The 23,023-nt window shown below is 56.8% G+C and carries 16 protein-coding genes; 15 read left to right on the plus strand and 1 reads right to left on the minus strand.

The annotated features are described in order from the left end of the window. The 15 genes from VFU50_13255 to VFU50_13325 form a co-directional block, all read left to right on the plus strand. Nucleotides 1-473, plus strand: a 473-nt coding sequence (locus tag VFU50_13255) for a cytochrome c3 family protein (GenBank protein ID HEU5233825.1), incomplete at its 5' end; no start/stop codon positions are given. A gap of 37 nt (nucleotides 474-510) precedes the next feature. After that, the gene (locus tag VFU50_13260) at nucleotides 511-3,774 is read left to right on the plus strand and encodes a TAT-variant-translocated molybdopterin oxidoreductase (protein HEU5233826.1); all 3,264 of its coding nucleotides are present in this window, start codon (nucleotides 511-513) and stop codon (nucleotides 3,772-3,774) included. Next, nucleotides 3,774-5,189 (plus strand): NrfD/PsrC family molybdoenzyme membrane anchor subunit, encoded by a 1,416-nt coding sequence (gene nrfD / locus VFU50_13265; GenBank protein ID HEU5233827.1) that lies wholly within the window; start codon nucleotides 3,774-3,776, stop codon nucleotides 5,187-5,189. The genes VFU50_13260 and nrfD overlap by 1 nt, the downstream gene beginning before the upstream one ends. Then, complete coding sequence (locus VFU50_13270) at nucleotides 5,186-5,722, plus strand: DUF3341 domain-containing protein (GenBank protein HEU5233828.1); 537 nt, start codon at nucleotides 5,186-5,188, stop codon at nucleotides 5,720-5,722. Before nrfD ends, VFU50_13270 begins: the two co-directional genes overlap by 4 nt. Before the next feature lie 29 nt (nucleotides 5,723-5,751). Then, nucleotides 5,752-6,516: a cytochrome c gene (locus VFU50_13275; protein ID HEU5233829.1), complete on the plus strand. Its 765-nt coding sequence runs from the start codon at nucleotides 5,752-5,754 to the stop codon at nucleotides 6,514-6,516. A 2-nt stretch (nucleotides 6,517-6,518) separates the two neighbouring features. Next, nucleotides 6,519-7,760 carry a hypothetical protein gene (locus VFU50_13280; GenBank protein HEU5233830.1) on the plus strand — a complete coding sequence of 414 codons (1,242 nt, stop codon included), beginning with the start codon at nucleotides 6,519-6,521 and terminating at the stop codon, nucleotides 7,758-7,760. Further along, entirely contained in the window at nucleotides 7,747-8,376 is a 630-nt protein-coding gene (locus VFU50_13285; GenBank protein ID HEU5233831.1) for a hypothetical protein, read from the plus strand. Before VFU50_13280 ends, VFU50_13285 begins: the two co-directional genes overlap by 14 nt. A gap of 237 nt (nucleotides 8,377-8,613) precedes the next feature. After that, nucleotides 8,614-9,498, plus strand: coding sequence for an SCO family protein (locus tag VFU50_13290; protein HEU5233832.1), 885 nt, complete (start codon nucleotides 8,614-8,616; stop codon nucleotides 9,496-9,498). A gap of 3 nt (nucleotides 9,499-9,501) precedes the next feature. After that, a complete protein-coding gene (coxB, locus tag VFU50_13295) occupies nucleotides 9,502-10,698 on the plus strand; it encodes a cytochrome c oxidase subunit II (protein ID HEU5233833.1) in 1,197 nt (398 codons plus the stop codon). After that, a complete protein-coding gene (gene ctaD, locus VFU50_13300; protein ID HEU5233834.1) occupies nucleotides 10,695-12,338 on the plus strand; it encodes a cytochrome c oxidase subunit I in 1,644 nt (547 codons plus the stop codon). Before coxB ends, ctaD begins: the two co-directional genes overlap by 4 nt. Next, nucleotides 12,328-13,050 (plus strand): cytochrome c oxidase subunit 3 family protein, encoded by a 723-nt coding sequence (locus VFU50_13305; GenBank protein ID HEU5233835.1) that lies wholly within the window; start codon nucleotides 12,328-12,330, stop codon nucleotides 13,048-13,050. Before ctaD ends, VFU50_13305 begins: the two co-directional genes overlap by 11 nt. Nucleotides 13,051-13,202: 152 nt before the next feature. Beyond that, the gene (locus VFU50_13310; GenBank protein ID HEU5233836.1) at nucleotides 13,203-13,499 is read left to right on the plus strand and encodes a cytochrome C oxidase subunit IV family protein; all 297 of its coding nucleotides are present in this window, start codon (nucleotides 13,203-13,205) and stop codon (nucleotides 13,497-13,499) included. Nucleotides 13,500-13,859: 360 nt separating this feature from the next. Next, the gene (locus tag VFU50_13315; protein ID HEU5233837.1) at nucleotides 13,860-17,387 is read left to right on the plus strand and encodes a carboxypeptidase-like regulatory domain-containing protein; all 3,528 of its coding nucleotides are present in this window, start codon (nucleotides 13,860-13,862) and stop codon (nucleotides 17,385-17,387) included. 312 nt (nucleotides 17,388-17,699) lie between these two features. Continuing rightward, nucleotides 17,700-21,056, plus strand: a complete 3,357-nt coding sequence (locus VFU50_13320; protein HEU5233838.1) for a carboxypeptidase regulatory-like domain-containing protein — start codon at nucleotides 17,700-17,702, stop codon at nucleotides 21,054-21,056. 540 nt (nucleotides 21,057-21,596) lie between these two features. Then, the gene (locus tag VFU50_13325; protein HEU5233839.1) at nucleotides 21,597-22,103 is read left to right on the plus strand and encodes a hypothetical protein; all 507 of its coding nucleotides are present in this window, start codon (nucleotides 21,597-21,599) and stop codon (nucleotides 22,101-22,103) included. 248 nt (nucleotides 22,104-22,351) lie between these two features. Here the strand turns inward: VFU50_13325 and VFU50_13330 are convergent, their stop codons facing one another. Beyond that, on the minus strand, nucleotides 22,352-22,993 hold the full coding sequence (locus tag VFU50_13330) for a YceH family protein (protein HEU5233840.1): 642 nt from the start codon (nucleotides 22,991-22,993) through the stop codon (nucleotides 22,352-22,354). Between the last annotated feature and the right edge of the window lie 30 nt (nucleotides 22,994-23,023).

Consider the following 23,023-nt stretch of genomic DNA (forward strand, 5'->3'; position numbering starts at 1 on the left):
ACATCCTCGAACCTGTGCGCGCCAGCTATCGCAACGGCACTCCGATCTGGTGGACGAAGCTGCACGATTTGCCCGATTACGTTTATTTCAATCACGAGATTCACATCAATAAGGGAATCGGCTGCGCCTCGTGCCATGGCCCGATCGACGAGATGCCGCTCACCTATCAGCATGCCAGTTTGCAGATGGAGTGGTGCCTCGATTGCCATCGCAATCCGGCGAAGAACATTCGTCCGGTAGGCGATCCGATTTTCAATATGGGCTGGAAGGGGCCGAGCACAGCGAGTCCGGTGTACTGCGAGGACGGCACAGGGAATTGTTCCCTGAATGGTCCTTATTACCAGACCACCGGCCAGCCAATGCAGCACTGGAAGAAGTTTGAAGATCAGATGTCGATGGGCAAATACCTGGTGGCGCAGTATCACGTGCGCACTCCAAACGAAATTCAAAGTTGCGATACCTGCCACAGATAACAGAACCGCCTGCGGTAGCGGGCGGCGCAGTTGAGACGTGAGATCAGAACCACCTGCGGCAGCGGTGGAGCAGTTGGACGACGACAGCACGACGAGCATGACGGCCTATGGGCTGGAAATTGGTTTAGAGAGAGACATGGAGAATCACCCCGAGTTGGTGCAGATCAAAACCTCACCAGCGCATAAAACCAAGTTGACGCTCCAGCAGGTGCGCGAGCGGCTCTCCGCCGCAACCGGCAAGGCATATTGGCGGAGCCTCGAAGAGCTGATCGATGAACCTGGCTTTGAAGAGCTCCTCGAAAACGAGTTTCCCGAGGGCGTTGCCGAGCTGAATCGAGCAGAGGACGGCGTCTCGCGGCGCAACTTCCTGAAGCTCGCCGGCGCGTCGATGGCGCTCGCCGGACTTTCGGCCTGCACGCGGCAGCCAGCCGAAGCGATCGTTCCTTACATTCGCCAGCCCGAAGATCTGATTCCGGGAATCCCGAAATTTTTCGCCACAACGATGCCATTCCCGACCGGCGGCATTCCGCTGCTGGTAAAAAGCAACGAATTTCGCCCGACGAAGATCGAAGGCAATCCGCAGCATCCCGCATCGAACGGCGCGACCGACGTTTTCGCCCAGGCTTCCGTTCTCGATCTTTATGATCCAGATCGTTCGACGAGTTCGAGCTATCGCGGCGAGCAGCGCAACTGGGGAGATTTTGCCGGGGCAGTCGATGTCTACAAGACCAAAGCCGCCGCTTCGGGCGGCGCGGGCTTGCGCTTTCTGAGCGAGACGGTTGTATCGCCGACGCTCGCATCGCAGATTCAGACGGTTCTGAAGAAGTTCCCCAATGCGAAGTGGTATCAGTGGGATCCAGTCAATCGCGATGCGGCGCGAGCGGCTTCGCAGACGCTCTTTGGGCAATACGCGGAGCCGATTTACAAATTCGAAGCCGCGAATGTCGTGCTCTCGCTCGATGCCGATTTCCTGAACACGTCGGCGTTCCCCGGATTCATTCCTTACTCGCGCGCGTTTACCAGCCGTCGCAAGCTCGCGGAAGATGCGCCGATGAGCCGGTTGTACTCGGTTGAGAGCTTCCACACCACCGCAGGCGCGCTCTCGGATAATCGTCTGCCGCTGCGCGCATCTGACATCGTGCCTTTCGCTGCCGCTCTTGCCAGCGCTCTTGGGGCGGGCGGCGTCTCAGCTCCAGCACAGGAGTGGACGCAGGATCAGCAGAAATTCCTTACCGCGCTCGCGAAAGATCTGAAGGCGAACTCCGGTGCATCCATCGTGCTGCCGGGAGAGCAGCAGCCGCCTGCACTGCACGTTCTTGCTGCGCAAATCAATCAGGCACTCGGGAATGTCGGTAAGACGATCGTCTACACCGATCCAGTCGAACTCGTGCCGACCGACCAACTCGGCGGACTCAAGCAGCTTGTCGCCGACATGAACGCCGGCAAGGTGGATTTGCTGGTCATCCTCGAGGGCAATCCGGCGTACAACACGCCAGTTGATCTCGGCTTCGAGCTGGCGATGCCGAAAGTCAAAGAGATCGCCCACCTCTGCAACTACCGCAATGAAACCACGCGGATGGCGCAGTGGCACATTCACAGCGCGCATTATCTGGAAATGTGGAGCGATGCGCGCGCCTACGACGGGACGTGCTCGATCGTTCAGCCGCTGATCGCTCCTCTTTACGGTGGGCGCAGCGCGCATGAAGTCGTCGCGCTGTTTACCGACACGCCCGAGTTGACGCCCTACGACGCCGTCCGCGCCTATTGGAAGCAAAACGGGAAAGCTGCCGGCGACTTCGAGACCAACTGGCGCAAGTGGCTGCACGACGGCATCATTCCCAATACGGCATCGCCGGTGAAATCTTTGGCTCCGCGCGGCGGAGCGCCACAGGTCAAGACGCTCGACAAGAGCGCCATGGAAGTTGTCTTCCGTCCCGATCCGACGATTTACGACGGACGCTACAACAACAATGCGTGGCTGCAGGAATGTCCCAAGCCGCTGATTCGTCTGGAGTGGGACAACGCCGCGATGATGAGTATCGATACTGCGGCGAAGCACGGCTGGAATCAGGAAGACATCCTGCGCATCACCGTCGATGGCCGCACCATCGAAGCGCCGGTGCTCGTCGTCTACGGCATGCCCGACAACAGCATCACGCTGCATCTGGGCTACGGGCGCTCGTTCTCCGGACGCGTCGGCAATGGATTCGGATTCAACGCCTACGAAATTCGCGGCATGAATGCTCCGCTGATCGCAACCGCGGAAAAAGTCGAGAACAGCGGCGGCACTTACAAGCTGGCGGTGGTGCAGAACTTTACCTTGATCGATCCGCACGGCGACTCCAAGCTGATGAATCGCTCGGTGCAGGGCGCCGAAGCGGTACGACGCGACATTATCCGCGTAGGCTCCTACGACGAGTACAAGAAGAACCCCGACTTCGCCCACGGCGACAGGTTCGAGGAAGCGCCGGAAGAAAACGATTCGCTGTACCCCGGCTACGACTACACCAAGGGATACCAGTGGGGCATGGCGGTCGACATGAACTCCTGTGTTGGCTGCAACTCGTGCGTGATCGCCTGCCAGGCGGAGAATAATTCTCCCGTTGTGGGAAAGGAGCAGGTGAAGATCGGTCGCGACATGAAGTGGCTGCGCATCGACGCCTACTACGCCGGCGATCTGCTCAATCCGCGCGCATTTATGCAGCCGATGATGTGCCAGCACTGCGAGAACGCGCCCTGCGAGCCGGTATGCCCGGTGGGCGCAACTGTGCACTCGCCCGAAGGTCTCAATGTCATGGTTTATAACCGCTGCGTGGGCACTCGCTATTGCTCGAACAACTGCCCATATAAGGTGAGGCGGTTCAATTTCATGCTGTTCGCCGACTACACCACGCCAAGTCTCAAGCCGCTGCGCAATCCCGACGTTACCGTTCGCAGCCGCGGCGTGATGGAGAAGTGCACCTACTGCCTGCAGCGCATCAATGCTGCGCGCATTCAGGCAGAGGTTGAAGAAACGCGGCTGCAGGAGACAGATCCCAAAGCGGAACGCAAGATTCGCGATGGCGAAGTAGTGACGGCATGCCAGCAGGCCTGCCCGACCGATGCCATCGTTTTCGGCAACATCAACGATCCTAATAGCCGCGTGACCAAGATCAAGGCGCAGCCCCGTAATTACGGCGTACTGACGCAGATCAACACGCGGCCGCGAACGTCTTATATCGCGAATGTGGTGAATCCCAATATGGAAATCGGCGATCGTACCGACATGCCGGGCAAGACTTATATCGGAGCCGAATCGTAATGGCAACCAAAGGCCTTACAGATCTGCCTCCATCACAGCGGCCATACCTGGTCGATCCTCCTGTGATTGCGCCGGGGCACACTTTCACCTCGGTGACCGAGAAGGTGATGCGCACCGTGCTCACGCCGCATACGCCGATCGGCTGGATCTTCGGAATTCTGGTGACCTTCGGCATCGTGCAGATTCTGATGGTCGCCGCCGGATACCTCTTCTATCAGGGTGTGGGCATTTGGGGCATCACGATCCCGTCCGCATGGGGATTCGCCATCGTCAACTTCGTGTGGTGGATCGGTATCGGCCACGCCGGAACGCTGATCTCCGCCATTCTGCTATTGCTCAAGCAGAGCTGGCGCACGTCTATCAATCGCGCTGCTGAAGCCATGACGCTCTTCGCCGTCATGTGCGCGGGCATGTTCCCGATTCTGCACACCGGTCGTCCCTGGCTCGCTGCTTACTGGCTCTTCCCGCTGCCGTTGACGATGGGAGTGTGGCCGCAGTTCCGCAGCCCGCTTATCTGGGACGTTTTCGCCGTCTCGACGTACTTCACTGTCTCGCTGCTGTTCTGGTTTACCGGACTTATCCCGGATATCGCCACGCTGCGCGACAACGCCAAGCATCGCGTGACGCGAATCATCTACGGTGTGCTTTGCATGGGGTGGCGCGGATCGGCGCGGCACTGGTCGCGCTATGAGACCGCATACTTGTTGCTGGCTGGTCTTTCCACGCCGCTGGTGCTCTCAGTCCATACGGTGGTGAGCTGGGATTTCGCGATCGCCGTTCTGCCCGGCTGGCACACGACGATCTTCCCGCCATACTTCGTCGCTGGCGCGATCTATTCCGGCTTCGCGATGGTGCTCACGCTGCTGATTCCGATCCGCGCGGCCTACGGCATGAAGGACTTCATCACCACGCGTCACCTGCAGAACATGGCCAAGGTGATGCTCGCGACGGGATTGATCGTCGCCTACGGCTACTTCTTTGAAGCGTTCATGTCGTGGTACAGCGGAGACGTCTTCGAGATGTTCCAGTTCAAGAATCGCGCGACCGGTCCGCTGGGCGCGTTCTACTGGATGCTGATCACGTGCAACATCGTCCTGCCGCAATCGCTATGGTTCCGTAAAGTGCGCAGCTCGCCGGTGCTGCTGTGGATCGTCTCCATCATCGTCAACATCGGCATGTGGCTGGAGCGCTTCGTGATCGTCGTGATCAGTCTCCACCGTGACTTCCTGCCGTCATCGTGGGGAACTTATAAAGCCACGCGCTGGGACTATGCGACTTTCCTCGGCACGCTCGGATTCTTTACCTTTGCATTCCTGATGTTCATTCGCGTGTTGCCGATGATTTCCATTTTTGAACTGCGAGCCTTGCTCCCGCAATCAAGGCTGCAGCCGCTGCTCGAGGAGAACCTGCAATGATCCGCGAGGGCATCTACGGACTAATGGCCGAGTACGACACCGTTCCCGATTTGGTAAATGCCGCCGAGAAGGCCCACGAAATCGGCTATCGGCGCATGGATACGTATTCGCCATTCCCGATCGAACCCGCCGCTGAAGCGATCGGCTTCCATAAGAACCGCGTTGCGCTGGTGGTGTTGATCGGCGGGTTGTTGGGCGGCACTGGAGGATACTCGCTCGCTTACTGGATTTCCGTACTGGCATATCCGATCAACACCGGCGGAAAGCCGTGGCACTCATGGCCGGCCTTCATTCCTCCGACGTTTGAATGCACGGTGTTGGGAGCATCGCTGGCTGCTTTCATCGGCATGCTGGCAATGAACGGATTGCCGATGCCCTATCATCCGGTCTTTAACGCGCCGAATTTCGCGCTGGCCAGCAAGGACAAATTCTTCCTGTGCATCGAAGCCGCAGATCCGCAATTCGATCTTACGAAGACTCGGCAATTCCTGGAGCAAACCAATCCGCGCGTAGTCACGGAGGTGCCGAATTGAACGGCGGCTCCCAGATGCGGAATAAAGACATGCGTACGAAGCTGAAGCTTGCCTCGCGGCTGGCGATCCTGACTGGCGTGGCCCTGGCCACCGGCGCGTGCCGCCAGGACATGCACAATCAGCCTAAGTACATTACCTATCGCAGCAGCGAGTTCTTCCGCGATGGCCTCTCCGAGCGTATGCCCGTTTCGGGAACCGTGGCGCGCGGCGACCTCCACGCCGATACGTACTTCTACACTGGCAAGATGGGCGCCAAGGAAGGCGACCAGTTCCCCTTCCCCATTACGCAGCAGGTCATGGAAAGGGGGCGCGAGCGCTATGACATCTACTGCTCGCCCTGCCACTCGCGTGTAGGTGATGGTAACGGCATGATCGTCAAGCGGGGATATCGCCAGGCGGCCAACTTCCACCTGCCGCGCTATCTCGCGGAGCCGGTCGGACACTACTATGACGTGATCAGCCACGGCTGGGGCGCGATGCCCGATTATGCCGCGCAAATCGAGCCCGCGGACCGCTGGGCGATCGCGGCTTACATTCGCGCTTTGCAGTACTCCCAGGCGGGGACGATGGCCGATGTGCCTGCCGATCAGCGGGGGAATCTGCAGGATGCCTCGCAGATCAGCGTCGAAGGCGTGCCGCTCAACCAGGCGCTGGCTTCAGGAGGAAAAGGCAGCAGCGAAGAGATCTCTCCCGCGGGAGCGAACCCCATTCCGGCAATGAATAAGGAGATCGGAGGCGCGTCGCGTCCCGAGCAGCAAGCTCCGCCGAAGGAAGAAGGGACACAGAAGAAGTGAGTATGGAAGCTCACCTGAAAACAATTCCCCAGGACCGCATGGCGCCGGCGTGGCTGCTCGATCGCTATCAGGCGCGCGCGCTCGTGGTCGGCGCAATCGGCTACATCGCGCTGATCATCGGCAGCTTCATCGGTCCCGACGCGCTCGATCACGCGCTACGCGCATATTTGGCGGGGATCGTCCTGTGGGTTGGCGCCAGCCTGGGATGCATGGCGCTGCTGATGACCAACCATCTCTCGGCGGGAAAGTGGGGACTGATCATCCGGCGCGCGCTCGAAGCCGGCGCAGGACAGTTCCCTCTGCTGTGGATACTCTCCATTCCTATCGTTCTGGGAATGCATCATCTCTTTCCCTGGACGGAGCCGCGTTTCTCGCAGCTTTCCTGGGACGCGCAGAAGATCATCATCCACAAGCACCACCTGATGATGAACGAGCCGTTCTTCGTCATCCGTTGGGCTCTGTACTTCATTATCTGGTGGTGGTTCTCGGCGACGCTGCGTCGCTGGTCGATCCAGCGCGATGAAAATCCTTTAGCTCGCGACTGGCAGCGCATTCTTGAAAATGTGAGCGGTCTGGGCATCGTAGTGTATTCGCTCAGCATGAGCTTCGCCGTGATCGATTGGATCATGTCGCTCGATGCGACCTGGTTCTCGACGATCTTCGGCTTGATCTTCCTCGCCGGTCAGGGACTGACGTCGCTCTCGATCTGCCTGATCACCGTGTTGCTGTTGTCGCAAGAAGAGCCCATGCGCTCCATGTTGCGCAAGACCGAGCTGCACGACCTGGGCAAGCTGATGCTCGCCTTCACCATGCTCTATGCATATCTATCGTTCTCGCAGTGGCTGATTACCTGGTCTGGAAATCTGCCGCAGGAGATCAGCTTCTATCTGAACCGCATGAATGGCGGCTGGCTGAATCTGTCACGCTTCTTGATCTTGTTTGAGTTTGCCGTGCCCTTCGCGCTGCTGCTGTCGCGCCGCCTCAAGAAGCAGCCGGGATTCATGGTACCGCTCTGCGCAGGATTCATCGTGATCCGCATGATCGACCTTTACTGGCACGTTGAGCCGAACTTCCAGGCTCGCCAGTCGCAGTGGACATTTAACTGGATGTACCTGGCGGCGACCGCCGGTATTGGTGGCATCTGGACGTTCTTCTTTATTCGCAGCCTGAAGTCGCGGCCGATTCTGGTCGGTTACGATCCGCAGATGGAAGAGCTATTGGAGCATGAACATGCAACCGCCTAAGCCGATGCAGCCGCAAGGCGTGGAGCGGCACCTCGATGATCCGCGCATTCGTCACGAACGCACCGACATCAGCGTGACCGGCGTGGTGGCATTCATCATTACGCTCATGTTCTCCGGCGCGGTGATCTTCACCGTGCTCTGGGCGGTCTTCCACTTCGCCAATAACTACGCGCAAAATCAGGATCAAAAGGATCTGCGCGATCCCTGGGTGCGCAGCGAAGAAACGCAGGTGGATGCCGCAGCGGCAAAGTTGAGGACGCGCCAGAGCCACTCGCAGGAGCCCGGCTCGATGGAGATGGGCGACTCGGAGTCGCGTGTTCGTATATCCCGCATGCCGCAGCCGCGCCTGCAGACCGATGACGTTCGCGATCTGGCTGTCATGCGCGAAGCTGAAGACGTTTATTTGAACGAGTATTTCGTGATCGACAAGAACTCCGGCAAAGTGAACATTCCGATTCAGGCGGCGATGAACGCCGTCGTGCAAAAGGGATTGCCTGCGATGCAGGCGCAGCCGGGAGTGCCGTTGCCTCCAACTGCGGAGAGTACAGGTATCGTAAGGCCCTCGATTGGCAGCTCGCACGCGAAGCAGCGCGGGTCACCGATTCGGGAACGATAAAGTTTAGAAGGGATGTGGGTTGTGAGTAGTGCAGTCGTTAATTCGGACGAGAAAGGGACGAACGTTTTGAGATCTGTCATCCTGAAGCGCTTCTTTTGCGCGAAGGATCTCCGGGAATTTTTCGGACTGAAACGCCGTGTCTTGGCTCCTTCACGAGGACTCTCGCTGAAGAGCCTGGCTAGTGCATTCAAGTCCGAGACATCGCGGGAGATTCTTCGGCCAAAAGCTGGCCTCAGAATGACAGATCTTAGAGTTGCATTCGAGACAATTGGCATCGCTTTGGCATTTGCCTTCGTCTGCACCCTTCCCCTGCACGCCCAAGGCGCGAACGCCGGATTAGAGCAGTCCGCCGGCCCGACTTCAACCCAGCAACCCTCGATCCTTTCCAAAGTGGGAATCGATCAGCACTTAAACGATCAGCTTCCGCTCGACCTCCGCTTCCGCGATGAGACCGGCAAGGACGTTCGCCTTGGCGACTACTTCGGCAAGCGCCCGGTGATTCTCTCGCTCGTTTATTACACCTGCCCCATGCTGTGCGGCCAGGTGCTGAACGGCATGACCAGCGCGCTCAGTATCGTCAGTTTCGATTTGGGAAAAGACTACGACATCGTTACCGTCAGCATCAACCCGAGCGAGACGCCTGCCGATGCTTCCAAGATCAAGGAGGTTTATCTACGCCGCTATAACCGGCATTCGCCGACCGCGGCGCAGGGATGGCATTTCCTCACCGGGCAGGAAGACCAGATCGAGAAGCTTGCGGCTGCCGTCGGCTTCCGCTACGTTTACGATCCGCGCATCAAGCAGTATGCGCACGCCAGCGGGATTCAGGTCGTCACGCCCGAGGGCAAGCTGTCGCAGTACTACTACGGAATTGAGTACTCCCCCAAAGATCTTCGTCTCGGATTAATTCAGGCTTCACAGAACCATATTGGCACTGTCGTGGACGCCCTGGTTCTCTACTGCTATCACTACGATCCGGCGACGGGCCACTACGGCGCGATCGTGATGCGCATCGTGCGGCTCTCCGGCATCGCGACCGTGCTTTTGCTCGGAGGATTCATTTTCATTATGGTGAGACGCGACGTGCGCGCCGGGAAAATTGACTCAGGAAGGGCCGCCTAGCTCATGCTGCCTCGCTACTTTCCGTTGTTCCCGGAATCGGCATCAACGCTGTCAACGCGGGTAGATCTGCTCTACTTCTTCATCCTCGCCGTGACCATCTTCTTTACTACGCTGGTCGCGCTGCTGATCTGCGTCTTCGCCGTCAAATATCGCAAAGACAAGCACCCGGTTCCGGTACAGATCCATGGCTCCATTCCGCTGGAAATTTTCTGGACGCTCGTGCCACTGGGAATCGCCATGATCATCTTCGCCTGGGGCGCGGTGCTCTTCTTCCAACAGCGACGTCCGCCTAAGGCGGCGATGACCATCTACGGCGTGGGCAAGCAGTGGATGTGGAAGTTCGAGCATCCCGGCGGACAGCGCGAGATCAACAACCTGCATGTGCCCGTCGGCTATCCCGTGCGCATGACGTTGATCTCGCAGGACGTGGTCCATGACTTCTACGTGCCCGTTTTCCGCACGCAAATGGACGTGCTGCCCGGGCGCTACACGCAAGTCTGGTTCCAGGCGACCAAGCCGGGCACCTATCATCTATTCTGCAATCAATATTGCGGGACCAACCACTCGCAGATGGTGGGCGAAGTGACCGCCATGCCCTACGACGATTATCAGCAATGGCTGCGCGGCTCCGGAGCTTTCGGGTCACTTGCAACCGAAGGCCAGAAAGTCTTTGCTTCCATGGGATGCCCCACGTGCCACACCGGCGCGGACAACGCGCGCGGTCCGAACCTCTACAACCTCTACGGACACCTTGCGCGCCTCTCTGACGGCAGCGCAGTCTCGGTCGACGAAGCCTATATTCGCGAGTCGGTGCTGAATCCCAGCGCGAAGATCGTTTACGGATTCCAGAACATCATGCCCACGTTCCAGGGGCAGTTGAACGAAGATGAGATGATTCAGCTCATCGAGTACATAAAGTCGCTGACTTATAACGGACAATTACTACAGCTACAAACCAACACGCAGCAGGAGCCGCCGGTAAACCTCGACAAGATTCAGAAGGGTATCGACGTTACTAAACCCGGAACCAACACGATTCAAATGCCGCGCACCAGCGCTGTGCCACCCGCCGAACCGGCCGTTGAGCCGAGTCCGACAGAGCCGGCGCCGCGAGGCGCAGTCGTGCCCGGACGCAAGAACGCTCCGGCGAAGCCAAATGCCGCAGGTAAGGGTGCGGCGCCCCAAGGGGAGCAGCAATGAGTACCGCAACCGTAGCACCGGCAGCGCTGGAGATGCCGGCCGATACTTATCTAAATTCCAGCTTCGGCATTAAGTCATGGTTTCTGACCAAGGACCACAAGCGTATTGCCATGCTGTACCTGGTGTCGATCACCCTGTTCTTCCTCTTCGGAGGAACCATGGCAATTCTCATGCGTCTCGAATTGCTCACGCCCGCCGGTGACCTGTTCCAGTCTGACACTTACAACAAGCTGTTCAGTATGCACGGCATCGTCATGGTGTTCTTCTTCCTGGTGCCGTCGATTCCGGCGACGATTGGCAATTTCGTATTGCCCATGATGATCGGCGCGCGCGACCTGGCCTTCCCCAAGATCAACCTGGCGAGCTGGTACATCTTCATGATCGGCGCCTGCTTCACCTTCTCCGCGATCATCAGCGGCGGCGTCGATACCGGCTGGACTTTCTATACTCCCCTCAGCACGCAGTACCTGAACACGCATGTGATAGCTGCGGCGCTCGGCATTATGATCGCGGGCTTCGCCTCGATCTTTACCGGGCTGAACTTCATCGTCACTACGCACCGGATGCGCGCGCCGGGCATGACGTGGTTCCGTCTCCCGCTGTTCGTCTGGTCGCAATACGCCGTCAGCGTGGTGATGGTCCTGGCGACTCCGGTGCTGGCGATCACGCTCCTTCTCGTCGCGGTGGAGCGCGGGTTCCATATCGGGATCTTCAATCCGCAGCTTGGCGGAGATCCCGTGCTCTTCCAGCACATGTTCTGGTTCTACTCGCACCCGGCGGTGTACATCATGATCCTGCCCGGGTTCGGCGTGATCAGCGAGATCATCCCCTGCTTCTCGCGCAAGCGCATCTTCGGATACAGCGCAGTGGCCTTCTCCAGCATGGCCATCGGAGTCTTCGGCTTCCTGGTATGGGCGCACCACATGTTCGTCGCTGGAATCTCGACCTACTCCGCTCTGGTCTTCTCGCTGCTCAGCTTTATCGTCGCCATTCCATCGGCCATCAAGGTTTTCAACTGGACCGCTACGATGTACAAAGGATCGATCCACTTTGATACGCCGATGCTCTACGCTATCGCCTTCATCGGCCTGTTCACGATCGGTGGACTCACTGGGCTCTTCCTCGCCAGCCTCGGCGTCGATGTACACGTGACCGCGACTTACTTTGTCGTCGCGCACTTCCATTACGTGATGGTCGGAGGCATGCTTGTTGCGTATCTTGCGGGACTGCATTTCTGGTGGCCGAAGATGACTGGCCGCATGTATCCGGAACCGCCGGCGAAGCTCTCGGCGCTGATCACCTTCATCGGCTTCAATCTGACGTTTTTCCCGCAGTTCGTGCTCGGCTACATGGGCATGCCGCGGCGCTATCACGTCTATCCGCCGGAGTTCCAGGTGTTGAACGTGCTCTCAACCGCAGGGGCGTCGGTGCTCGCCGTCGGTCTGCTGATGCCGATGTTCTACATGCTGTGGTCGCTCAAATATGGCGAGATCGCGGGCAATAATCCGTATCGCGCGACCGGACTCGAGTGGCAGACGACGTCGCCCCCACCGACACACAACTTCCACGAGACGCCGATCGTCACGCAGGAAGCCTACGACTATGAAAGCCTGACCGAGGAGGTCGAAGTTGTCGGATAGCACAATCGCCGCCGACCAGCTCCATCATCATCACGAACCTGAGCTGGTGGAACAGTTCGATACCCTGGAGCAGCAGAAGGACGCTTCCCAATTCGGGATGTGGGTCTTCCTCATCACCGAAATCATGTTCTTCGGCGGACTGTTCGCCGCTTACCTGATCTATCGCAACCTGTACAACCCTGCCTTCGTCATCGCGAGCTCGTCAATCGATGTCACGCTGGGCGCCATCAACACGGCGGTCCTGATCTGCTCCAGCTTGACTATGGCGATGTCGGTCCACAGCGCCGCGGTGGGCGCGCGCAAGCTGCTGATCTTTTTCCTGGTGTTCACGCTGGCGCTGGGCTGCGTGTTCCTGAGCATCAAAGGCGTCGAGTACCACCAGAAGTGGGTGGAGCACCACGTCCCCGGCTCCCATTTTGATTTTAACTATGAGCGCGCGGACAAGGGCGAAGTCCTCGCTCCGCCGGACGTCGCATCGCAGACGTCGATTTTCTTTTCGCTCTATTTCCTGATGACCGGCATGCACGCGCTGCACATGGTAATCGGAGCCGGAATTCTGATCGCGCTCATCTGGAAGTCGTATCGCGGCGCATATCCGCCGCATCATTACACGATGGTCGAAAACTTCGGACTGTACTGGCACTTCGTGGACATCATCTGGATATTCCTGTTCCCGTTGTTGTACCTGATCAGTCGAAGTCCGGTGCATTAGGGAAAAAGCGTTTCAGGTTTCAGGAGAGGCGTTTCAGAGAAACAGATCAGTCAGTACCGTTCGCGGTAGCGAATGGGTGCTTCTTTAGATATCAGATGAACCCATCCGCTACCGCGGACGGTACTGACCTTTTAATCGAAGAGGAATAAGGAATGGCAGAGCACGGCGGCGAGCATATCGTTTCACCCACGATTTACGTCATCATCTGGATTACCCTCCTCTTCTTCACCGGGCTCACCACTTGGGTCGCATTTTACGACTTCGGCATCTGGAACCCTGTCATCGCCCTGCTGATCGCCTTTACCAAAGCCAGCCTGGTCGTGCTCTTCTTTATGCACGTCAAATACTCGAACCGCATGATCGCTCTCGTGGTGGGTTGTGGGTTGTTTTTTCTATCGATTCTCATAACTCTCAGTTGCTCGGACTACATTACGCGACGGTTTAGCTGAAGAATTCGCATCCCACATCGGAACGCGTTTGCCGATTTCGATTCCTCCCCTCTGTTCATCCCTAAAACGGTCCTGACAATCCCAGCCTTTTTGATCTTCAAACGATCAGGCTATGCACTCCGCCCCGCCAGTCTGTGAAAAACCTGGGATGAAGATACAGAATCCCGGTGAATTCTACGGATATTCATAACCGATTGGGCCAAAAGATATGTTATCGCGGATAGAGTGGTGTATCCCATGGATGAACACCCGACTTTTCAGCAGATTACGATGGGACAAACAACGGACACATAGTTGCAAAATGACTCTGTTTTGCAACGAGTCGTTAAGAATTGTTTTTGAGAGGTGAACAGAGTGTTGATGCAAAAGAAGAATCTGTGGGTCGTTCTGACAATCGGCCTGATGATCGCAAGTTTCAGTGCATCGATCTGGGCCGCCGACGTAACTGCGCGCATTCGTGGAACGGTTACAGACCCAAGCGGGGCAGTTGTGCCGGGAGCCGAGTTAACCGCGACCAACGTACAGACTGGAGTCGCGTACACCGCCAAGGCGCAAAGCAATGGAAATTATGAGCTTCTCAATCTCCCGGTTGGAACCTATAACCTCGCCGCGACCGCTCCTGGGTTTCAGGCCTTCTCCGCAAGCGGCATCAAGCTGAATATCGATCAACAGTACGTTCAGGATGTGAAGCTCGCGGTCGGCAGCACCGGTGAGAAAGTCGAAGTTGTTGCCAACCAGGTACAGGTCGACACCACAAGCATCCAGCTGAGTAACGTCGTCGAATCCAAGCAAATCGTCGATCTTCCGCTCATCGGCCGCAATTGGACGCAGCTCGAACTCATCTCACCTGGAGTGCAGGCCGCAAGCGACCGCTTTGGCACCTTCTCGGCAAATGGAAGTCAGGCGCAGCAATCGAGCTATCTGATCAATGGCACCGACACAAACGACCTACCTCTGAATACTGCACTTTACATTCCCAGTCCGGACGCGCTTTCTCAATTTAATCTGGTCAGCAGTTCGCTAAATCCGGAGTATGCGCGCAATTCGGGAGCGATCGTCAGCGCCTCAATCAAGAATGGAACGAACCAATACCACGGCGATGTGTTTGAGTTCTATCGAGACACATTCCTGAACAATCACAATTTCTTTCAATTGACCGCTCCCAAATTCCACCAGAACCTGTTTGGCGGAACCTTTGGTGGCCCCGTTCTCCACGATAAGCTGTTCTTTTTCCTGTCGTACCAGGGCAATCGAGCGTCACAGCCGCAGACGGTCGCTAATAACACCGTGTTCACATCCGCAGAGCTCGCCGGCAATTGGGCATTATCACCTACTGGGTCAGCCGTTAACTTCTGGAACAAGCCTGATCCCAAGACTCCGACTGATTTGAAATCTGGTAAGAGCAATCCAATTCCGGGGAGTTTAGTCGCCAAGGTCGGTTGCGCGCCTGGTTCAACTTGGGGAGATTGCTTTCAGCCCGGAGGCTTCGGAACTCCGATCGTAGCTTCTATTCCGACCTCAGCGTTTAATCCCATCGCAACTGCGCTAGTCCAGAAGTACGTACCGCTCGCCAACGCAGCGAACAATCAGTTCCTGTTCAATCCGACGCAGCAAACGATTCAGGATCAGGGCATCGCGAGAGTGGATGCTAATGTGACCGCGAGCGATCAGCTTCTGGGAATCATGGTCTTCCAGCATGCGCCATCGAGCCGCACTCTTCCCTTTACAGGAGCGACTTTGCCGGGCTTCGGAGACCAGAATAAGTCAGAGGTGCGCCAATACACTGCCTCCTGGACCCATCTGTTCGGTTCGGCAACGCTGAACGAACTCCGCCTGGGATATTCGCGGTTGAATTTTGATGCTGTCGAGCCTCAAAATCCTGTGCTTCCGTCTTCCGTTGGCTTCCAGATCAATCCGCAGAACTCCAAGTCGGCGGGTCTGCCGCTGATGAGCGTGACTGGCATGTTCACGTTGGGATTCAGCAATAACGGGCCTCAACCTCGTGTGGATCAGACCTATCAGGTGACGGACAACTTCTCCAAGATCGTCGGCAATCACTCCTACAAATTCGGATACGAAGGGCGGCGATTCAACGTTGACAATCCTTTCTTCGGCAATAACAACGGGAACTATTCCTTCGGCGGAACGGGCGGATTCAGCACGCTAAACGCAGGGCTCGATTTTCTTCTGGGGAATCCCGATACTTATGGCCAGGGAGCAGGAGGCGTAATCAACGCTAACGCTTACGAGCATTACCTCTATGCTCAGGACCAATGGAAGTTCCGCGACAATTTGACCATAACTTACGGAGCGGGATGGCAGGTCGATACTCCGTTCCACAACCGGCAGTTCAAAGGTGAAGGCACCAACTGCTTTATTCCGGGCCAGACCTCAACCATATTCCCGACTGCTCCCACCGGCCTGAACTATCCCGGAGATAAAGGGTGCAACGATGCCAGCGGAGCAACGACCGCTTGGAAGGACATCGGACCCCGCGTTGGCTTCGCCTATGCTCCGAATTTCGGATTCCTTTCCGGTGGCGACTCGCGAAAGCTCTCAATTCGCGGCGGTTATGGGATCTACTTCAATCGTACGGAAGAGGAAACTTCACTGCAGAACCTGGGAGCTCCTCCTTTCGGATTGGGATCGGCAGGCGCTGCTGACTTCACCGTCGCGCCGAATGTTTCGGGAACGCCATCGTTTGCGAATCCGTACGTGGACATCGACACTGGCCAATCATTTACAAACAAATTCCCATTTACTTTCCCATCACCCGGACAGCCGGTCGATTTCACTCCCTTTGAACCGATCAGTATCAGCCTCTACAGCCCACACTTCCGAATCCCGTATTCGGAAAACTTCAATTTGACCATTGAGCGGCAGTTACCAAGCAACATCGTGGCAAGAATGAGCTATGTTGGTGCGCTTGGTCGTCACGAACAGATCACGTACGAAGGCAATCCGATCACGCAGGCCGGGCACGACGCTTGCCTCGCGAGTTCGACTTGCTCCTCGGCTAAGAACCGCATCAATCAATCGGTCTTGTTCCCGACGCATACGGCTTTTGCCCCCGGGGACCAGATAGCCAGTGTTGGCACTATCGACACGATCGGATCTTCCAATTACCATTCGCTGCAATTGAGCGCCACCAAGGGCTATACACATGGACTGCTGTTCCAGGCAAGCTACACCTGGAGCCACGCAATCGACAACGGATCCAGCTTTGAAAACTCCGGATTCGGTGGCGCAAATCGTGGATACAACCAGTTCGTGCCCGGCTTGAACATCGGTGACTCGGGATTTGACGTTCGTCATCGATTCGTCATTAGCCCGGTATACGACATCCCGAGCTGGAAGAGTCTCCCCGGACTGCACTGGCTCCCCGATGTGGTCGGGAAAGGCTGGGAAATTAGTGGAATCATGACCTTTGCCACTGGCTTCCCGGTGGACATCCGCACAAGCTCTGGATCGCTGTCGTTGTTCTGCACGTCCAACTTCCAGTTCTACGCTTGCCCCGATGTTCCGAACCAGGTCGCGCCGATCCGGTTCGAGGATCCGCGCGTGGGAAAGAATTTCTGGTTCGATCCTACGAGCTTCCAGACCGAAGCAATTGGTACCTTCGGGAACACGCATCGAAATCCGCTGCATGGACCGGGTATCAACAGCACAGATGCAGCGATCTTTAAGAATATTTACTTCTGGCCTGGAAATGAGAGCAGGTACATCCAGCTCCGGTTAGAGAGCTACAACGTGTTTAACCATACCAACTTCTACAATCCTGCTTCGGTAAACAACATCTCGAACTCGATCACGAGCGGAACGTTCGGGCGCGTCACCTCTGCGGCTCCCGGACGCCAAACTCAGCTCGCGGCGAAGATTTACTTCTAGACAGTTCAGTACTCGCTACAAAGGCACCGCTTCGGCGGTGCCTTTTGTTTTGCGCCACAAAGTCACTACCTGTTTTGAGCGAGATTGCTTGAGCAACAACGGAATCGGGCCTGAAAACGCAAATCGCGGGCTGAACCGCGATAATACTGGGACCAACATACAGATTTCTGAATTTATTTGGCGCAACAATCCGCTTTTCTGTACCAACTTCCGAGTTGTTGCTCGTAACATGTTGAAAATCCGAGTGAAAGGGATGGAATTCCAGATGCACTTCACTATCGTTTGGTCTTGAATATGGAGAATTCAAAAGAAATGAAGAGTGTATTGAAGTCGATCATTTTTGCTTTTGCGGTCTCGGCCATGGTGTGGCTTGTTCCGCAATCCGGGGTTGCGCAGGTCACGAGCGGCGATATCGTTGGCGTCGTAACTGACACGACCGGCGCTGTTGTTCCCAATGCCGACGTTCTAACGACGAATATTGATACCGGCGTGCAGGCCAGCACGAAGACAAACGCAAACGGCGAATATCGTCTGCCTAATCTTCTTCCAGGCCGCTACAGAATCAGCGTCAACGGCCAGGGATTAAAGGGCGAAGTTGCGCAGGTGATGGTGCGCCTGAACCAGACGATTACGGCCAACGTGACTGCCGCCGCGGAAGCCACCTCGACGACCGTTGAGGTCTCAGCACAAGCCGCGCCGATTGACACCACGACACCTCAGATCCAGAGCACCTTTGAAGCGAAGCAGATGGCAGACTTGCCGGAGGCAGCCACCGGATCGGGAGTATTGAACCTGTCGCTCCTCAACGCAGGCGTGGCGTCGGCTGGCGGCATTGGTGTTGGTACCGGACCGTCGGTTTCAGGGCAGCGCCCGCGCAACAACAACTTCATGATTGAAGGCGTGGACAACAACTCCAAGTCGGTAACCGGACCTGTTGTGCAGGTTCCCAATGATGCCGTCGAAAACTTCACGGTTCTTCAAAACCAGTTCAATCCGGAATTTGGACATTCCTCCGGTGCGCAGTTCAACCAGACGATTAAGAGCGGCACCAATCACTTCCACGGCATGGCATATGAGTTTTTCCAAAACAGGAATCTCAACGCCATTGACGCGAACGACGCACGCACGCAGCAGCCGGGTCCGTTCATAAATCCGCGCTACGACAACAATCGGTTCGGAGGCAACCTCGGCGGCCCGATCGTAAAAGACAAGCTCTTCTTCTTCACCAACACCGAGTACAACAACATCGGCCACGATACTCGCTATTTTGCATGCGCCCCGACCTCACAGGGCTATGCGGAGATCGCGGCGCTCGGTGGCGGCGCAATCAATGCCAACAACCTGCAGCAGTACCAGAAATACGTTGGCAGCGCTGCCTCTCCTACCGGACCTGATTGCGGATTTTCGGATTCCAGTCTGAATACGCCGTCAAATGAGCTGAACGACTTTTTCGATGCCAGCGGGACTCTCACCGGCACCTATCACGTCGGCGAAATCCCGGTAGGTGCTTCCAACTTCACCAACACACTTACGACTGTAAATAGTGTTGATTTCAATCCTGGCCAGTCTGACCAGATTCGCTTCCGCTACATCTATCAAAAGCAGGACACGCAGGACACCGCCGCGAACATTCCGACCTTCTGGACTCCGATTCCAGTTCGCAACCACATTTTTACCCTAGGCGAATTTCACACATTCTCACCAACTGTGACCAACGAATTTCGGCTGGGATATAACCGGAACTCGCAATTCTTTCCTGTGGGCCCGCAGCAGTTCCCCGGCCTCGACAGCTTCCCGAATTTGAACTTCGATGACCTCGCAACCCAGGTTGGACCCGATCCGAACGCTCCCCAGTTCGGCATCCAGAACGTTTATCAGGCGACCGAGAACATTTCCTGGGTGAAAGGCGCACACAATCTGAAGTTCGGAATCGAAGGTCGAAAGTACATCTCGCCTCAGGGCTTCACGCAGCGTTCGCGGGGCGACTACGAGTGGAGCAACTTCAGCCAGTATCTGCTCGACGTTGTGCCCGATGTATTTGCGCAGCGCTCCACCGGCAATAACACCTACTACGGCGATCAAAGCGCGATTTACGTTTACGGCGCCGACTCGTATCGGGTCAGCCAGAACCTCACCCTCGATCTCGGTCTCCGGTACGAATTTACTTCCGTACCCTTCACCGAGCGTCTGCAGACGCTGAATTCGATCGCCAGCGCGCCTGGAGTCCTCACCTTTAGCGAGCCACAGCCGCAGTACAAGAATTTCGCACCCCGCGTGGGCTTCGCTTACTCGCCCGGAAATTCGGGAACGACCTCTATTCGCGGCGGCTTCGGCATGGCCTATGACGTCCTCTTCGATAACTTCGGACTGCTGACGGTTCCGCCAGAGTTCGGCGGCACCTGCGATGTTCAGCAAAGTGTGAATGGGACTTCCGGTTGCGCCTGGAGCGATACGGGATTCCTTTCCAAGGGCGGATTGCCTCCTGGAAGCGGTAGCGGCTTGAAGACCTTCGCAAGCGCTGCTAAAGCTCGCGCGGCTACCACTGGCTATGTTCCCAACCAGACGCTACCCTACACCGAAACTTGGGACTTCGGTGTTCAGCATAGCTTCGGTGGAAAGTACACTGCCGAGATCCGGTATGTGGGGACACGTGGTATTCACCTGCCGGCACAGATTCAGCTGAACAAGCAGCCAAAGGTGACTCCCACCAATTTCCTGCCCACTTATCTGAGCGCTCCCACGCCAGCGCAACTCGATGCACTCACCACCACCCTCGCGAGCATTCAGGCTCTGAGCAGTACCTTGCCCGCGTACGCTGCGGCAGGATTTACTTCCGGAATCACCTCTTATCAGCCGTTTGGTGCGTCGGTCTACCATGGCCTGCAGACGCAGCTGAATCGGTCATTCACCAATGGTCTTCAATTCCAGGCAGCATGGACGTGGAGCCACGCAGAAGACAACTCAACTGCCGAGGTGTTCAGCACTCAGTTGACGCCGCGTCGAGCTCAGAACTCGCAGAACCTTGCGGCCGATTGGGGCACGTCTGCCCTGGACCGCCGTCATCGCGTGAGCCTCGAACTGATCTACGATCTGCCGTTCTTCAAGAACGCCAATTGGTTTGCGAAGAACCTGGTGGGTAATTGGGAGATTGCTCCCGTTTGGCAGTTCCAAACGCCGGAGTACTTCACTGCTCAGAGTATTACCGATAGCAACCAGAATGGTGATTCCGCTCCCGATCGTACCATCTTCAACCCTGCGGGCGTTCCCGGAACGGGATCAAACGTTACAGCGTTGACGAACTCGGCCGGAGCAACGGTTGCCTATCTGGCTACAAATCCCAGCGCTCAGTACATCAAGGCGGGACTCGGCGCGTTCGCCACCGCGCAGCGAAACACCATTCCGTTGCCTCGAACCAACAACTGGGATCTCACTCTTCTGAAGCGCTTCAACATCACCGAAAGTACTGCGTTCGAGTTCCAGGCCCAGGCCTTCAACGTATTCAATCACTCGCAATACATTCCCGGATACGTGAACGATGTTGCGCCGCTTGGGTACACCTCCATTACCAGCTTCGTCAACGCGGCGAATCCGACTCAGTTCAATCGTCCCGATTTGACGTTCCACAACAACGCCCGAACCATGCAGCTCGTTGCGAAATTCTCGTTCTAAAGATGTAGATAGTGTTGGCGGGAGCTCTGCTCTCGCCAACGCTATCGATATGTTTCTATTGAAAGTCGTTGCTGGTTTAGGGAAACGCAATCCATCACCGATGTTTGTAGCTTGCCCAAGATAATCCGAGGCGGCCCAGGCACACCGTACTAACTCGCCGGGGTAACAGATTCCCCAAAATTTGAGAGCGACGGATAAAATTCCGTCGCTCTTAACTCCTATTGCCGGAAGATGATTTGAGCGCCTTGGGAATGTATTTCCCGTCTCCTGCCTGGGTTTGGCTGCTTACCTGCTCACGATTCCCGAAATGAAACTATACCTGCACCTCTACATTCCTATTGACTTTTCTTTGCTTTCGTCATAGCACAGAAGTAGAGAGTAAGTGAGGAACGAACTGTTATGACGTCAGCAGAACATTCGCAATTGAACTCCGAAATAAGACGCTCTGAGGAAACGGCAATCCAGACTGCCGAAGTTGTTGCGGTAGCTCCCATGTCCGCTCAGCTGCTTCTGCGACAAAGAATCAAGGAGTTAAACGAATTGAACGACAGGCTTGCGCAGCTCGATCCGGACTATGCATCGCGAAGAGGCTCCCGGCGGGCGCTTGCGAAAGCGACCAGGACGTTGCTCCCGATCGAGGACATATGCCAGGGGTTAACGGACGTTGCCGACACCACCGAACAACTCGATCAGCAGGTTATGTTGCTCGAGGAAGGTCGCAAGATGGAACGTAAGGCCAGAAGGCTTGAAGCTCTGCGCGCAGCGCGCCTGGCGCCGCGCTGTGAGCACATCAAGTCCAATGCACAGCGATGTGGATCGCCGGCGGTCGGAGGGCAGAAGTTTTGTTTCTTTCACAACCTCGCGCGCAGTGGAGCGGTCGAGTTTCCAGTGCTGGAAGATCGGCGAGCCTTGCAGATCGCCATTCTGCGCGTTTGTGAGCGCCTGGCCAACGGCACGATCGCTCCGGCGAATGCCAAGGTTCTGCTGGAAGGGCTGACCATGGCTGAGAAGAATGCCGAGCGCATGGCATGTGAGCAAGAAGCATGAGATCGGATGGGATCTCAGGAGATTAAATGAGATCGCGCGATGGGATATCTCGTCGGGGATCGACGAGATATCTGATGGGATTTGACGAGATCAGATGAGATCGGACGAGACCAAACGAACCGCCGGCGGTAGCCGGTGGGGCAGCCGCGGGTTTTGCGGCTGCGCTTCTTCTGGCACTCAGGTTCACTCTTGCTCGGTGCTGGGCGAAGCGCCCAGCACCGACCCACCGCCTATCGGCGGTGGTTCCGTCACTGCTTCTTGAGGTCACTGAACTCCTGACGCAGACTGTGCACTTCCCGCCGGAGTTCCGCTAATTCAGCTTCGAGTCTGCCGATGCGATCGCCATCGACCGAAGTTGCCGCTGGACTGGCAGACGTGATGGCATCCTGCTGAGGTTCGCCCGAGAGCAGATGCGCGTAGCGTGCTTCTTTGGTCCCCGGCTGGCGCTGCAAGATCTTTGCCAGGGGAGGCTCGCGTTCGATGAGGCGATGCAGCGCGGCTTCGACGTCGTCGAGGTGTTCGAAGCGGAACATGCGTTCGGTACGTCCGCGCAGCTCGCCGGGAGTTTGTGGACCGCGCAGCAACAGGACGCACAGTAACGCGGTTTCACCGCGCGTGAGATTAAACACCTCCTGCAGGCGGTGTTCGTACTTGATCACGCGGCTATCGGCGCCACGGGCAGGACCAGCCAGACGCTGATCCTGCAAGCCGGCGAGGGCGTCGCGTACAGCGTTCTCGCCAAGATTCATGACCGGCTCGCGATTGTTCTTCTGGTTGCATGCGTTCACCAGCGCGTTCAGCGACAGCGGATAGTAGTCGGGCGTGGTGATGTCTTTCTCGATCAGCGAGCCGAGAACGCGAGCTTCAACTGGAGTGAGATGAATCTCCATGTAGTCAGACTAAAGCATTCCGCAATCACG

Source organism: Terriglobales bacterium (assembly GCA_035764005.1).
In the GTDB taxonomy this organism is placed as follows: Bacteria; Acidobacteriota; Terriglobia; order Terriglobales; family Acidobacteriaceae; genus Gp1-AA112.

Coding starts and splice junctions, on each gene's coding strand:
- VFU50_13330 (HEU5233840.1), bottom strand. CDS start 22,993: ATGGAGATTCATCTCACTCCAGTTGAAGCTCGCGTTCTCGGCTCGCTG.
- VFU50_13275 (HEU5233829.1), top strand. CDS start 5,752: ATGCGTACGAAGCTGAAGCTTGCCTCGCGGCTGGCGATCCTGACTGGC.
- VFU50_13290 (HEU5233832.1), top strand. CDS start 8,614: ATGACAGATCTTAGAGTTGCATTCGAGACAATTGGCATCGCTTTGGCA.
- coxB (HEU5233833.1), top strand. CDS start 9,502: ATGCTGCCTCGCTACTTTCCGTTGTTCCCGGAATCGGCATCAACGCTG.
- VFU50_13270 (HEU5233828.1), top strand. CDS start 5,186: ATGATCCGCGAGGGCATCTACGGACTAATGGCCGAGTACGACACCGTT.
- ctaD (HEU5233834.1), top strand. CDS start 10,695: ATGAGTACCGCAACCGTAGCACCGGCAGCGCTGGAGATGCCGGCCGAT.
- VFU50_13315 (HEU5233837.1), top strand. CDS start 13,860: ATGCAAAAGAAGAATCTGTGGGTCGTTCTGACAATCGGCCTGATGATC.
- VFU50_13320 (HEU5233838.1), top strand. CDS start 17,700: ATGAAGAGTGTATTGAAGTCGATCATTTTTGCTTTTGCGGTCTCGGCC.
- VFU50_13310 (HEU5233836.1), top strand. CDS start 13,203: ATGGCAGAGCACGGCGGCGAGCATATCGTTTCACCCACGATTTACGTC.
- VFU50_13285 (HEU5233831.1), top strand. CDS start 7,747: ATGCAACCGCCTAAGCCGATGCAGCCGCAAGGCGTGGAGCGGCACCTC.
- VFU50_13280 (HEU5233830.1), top strand. CDS start 6,519: ATGGAAGCTCACCTGAAAACAATTCCCCAGGACCGCATGGCGCCGGCG.
- nrfD (HEU5233827.1), top strand. CDS start 3,774: ATGGCAACCAAAGGCCTTACAGATCTGCCTCCATCACAGCGGCCATAC.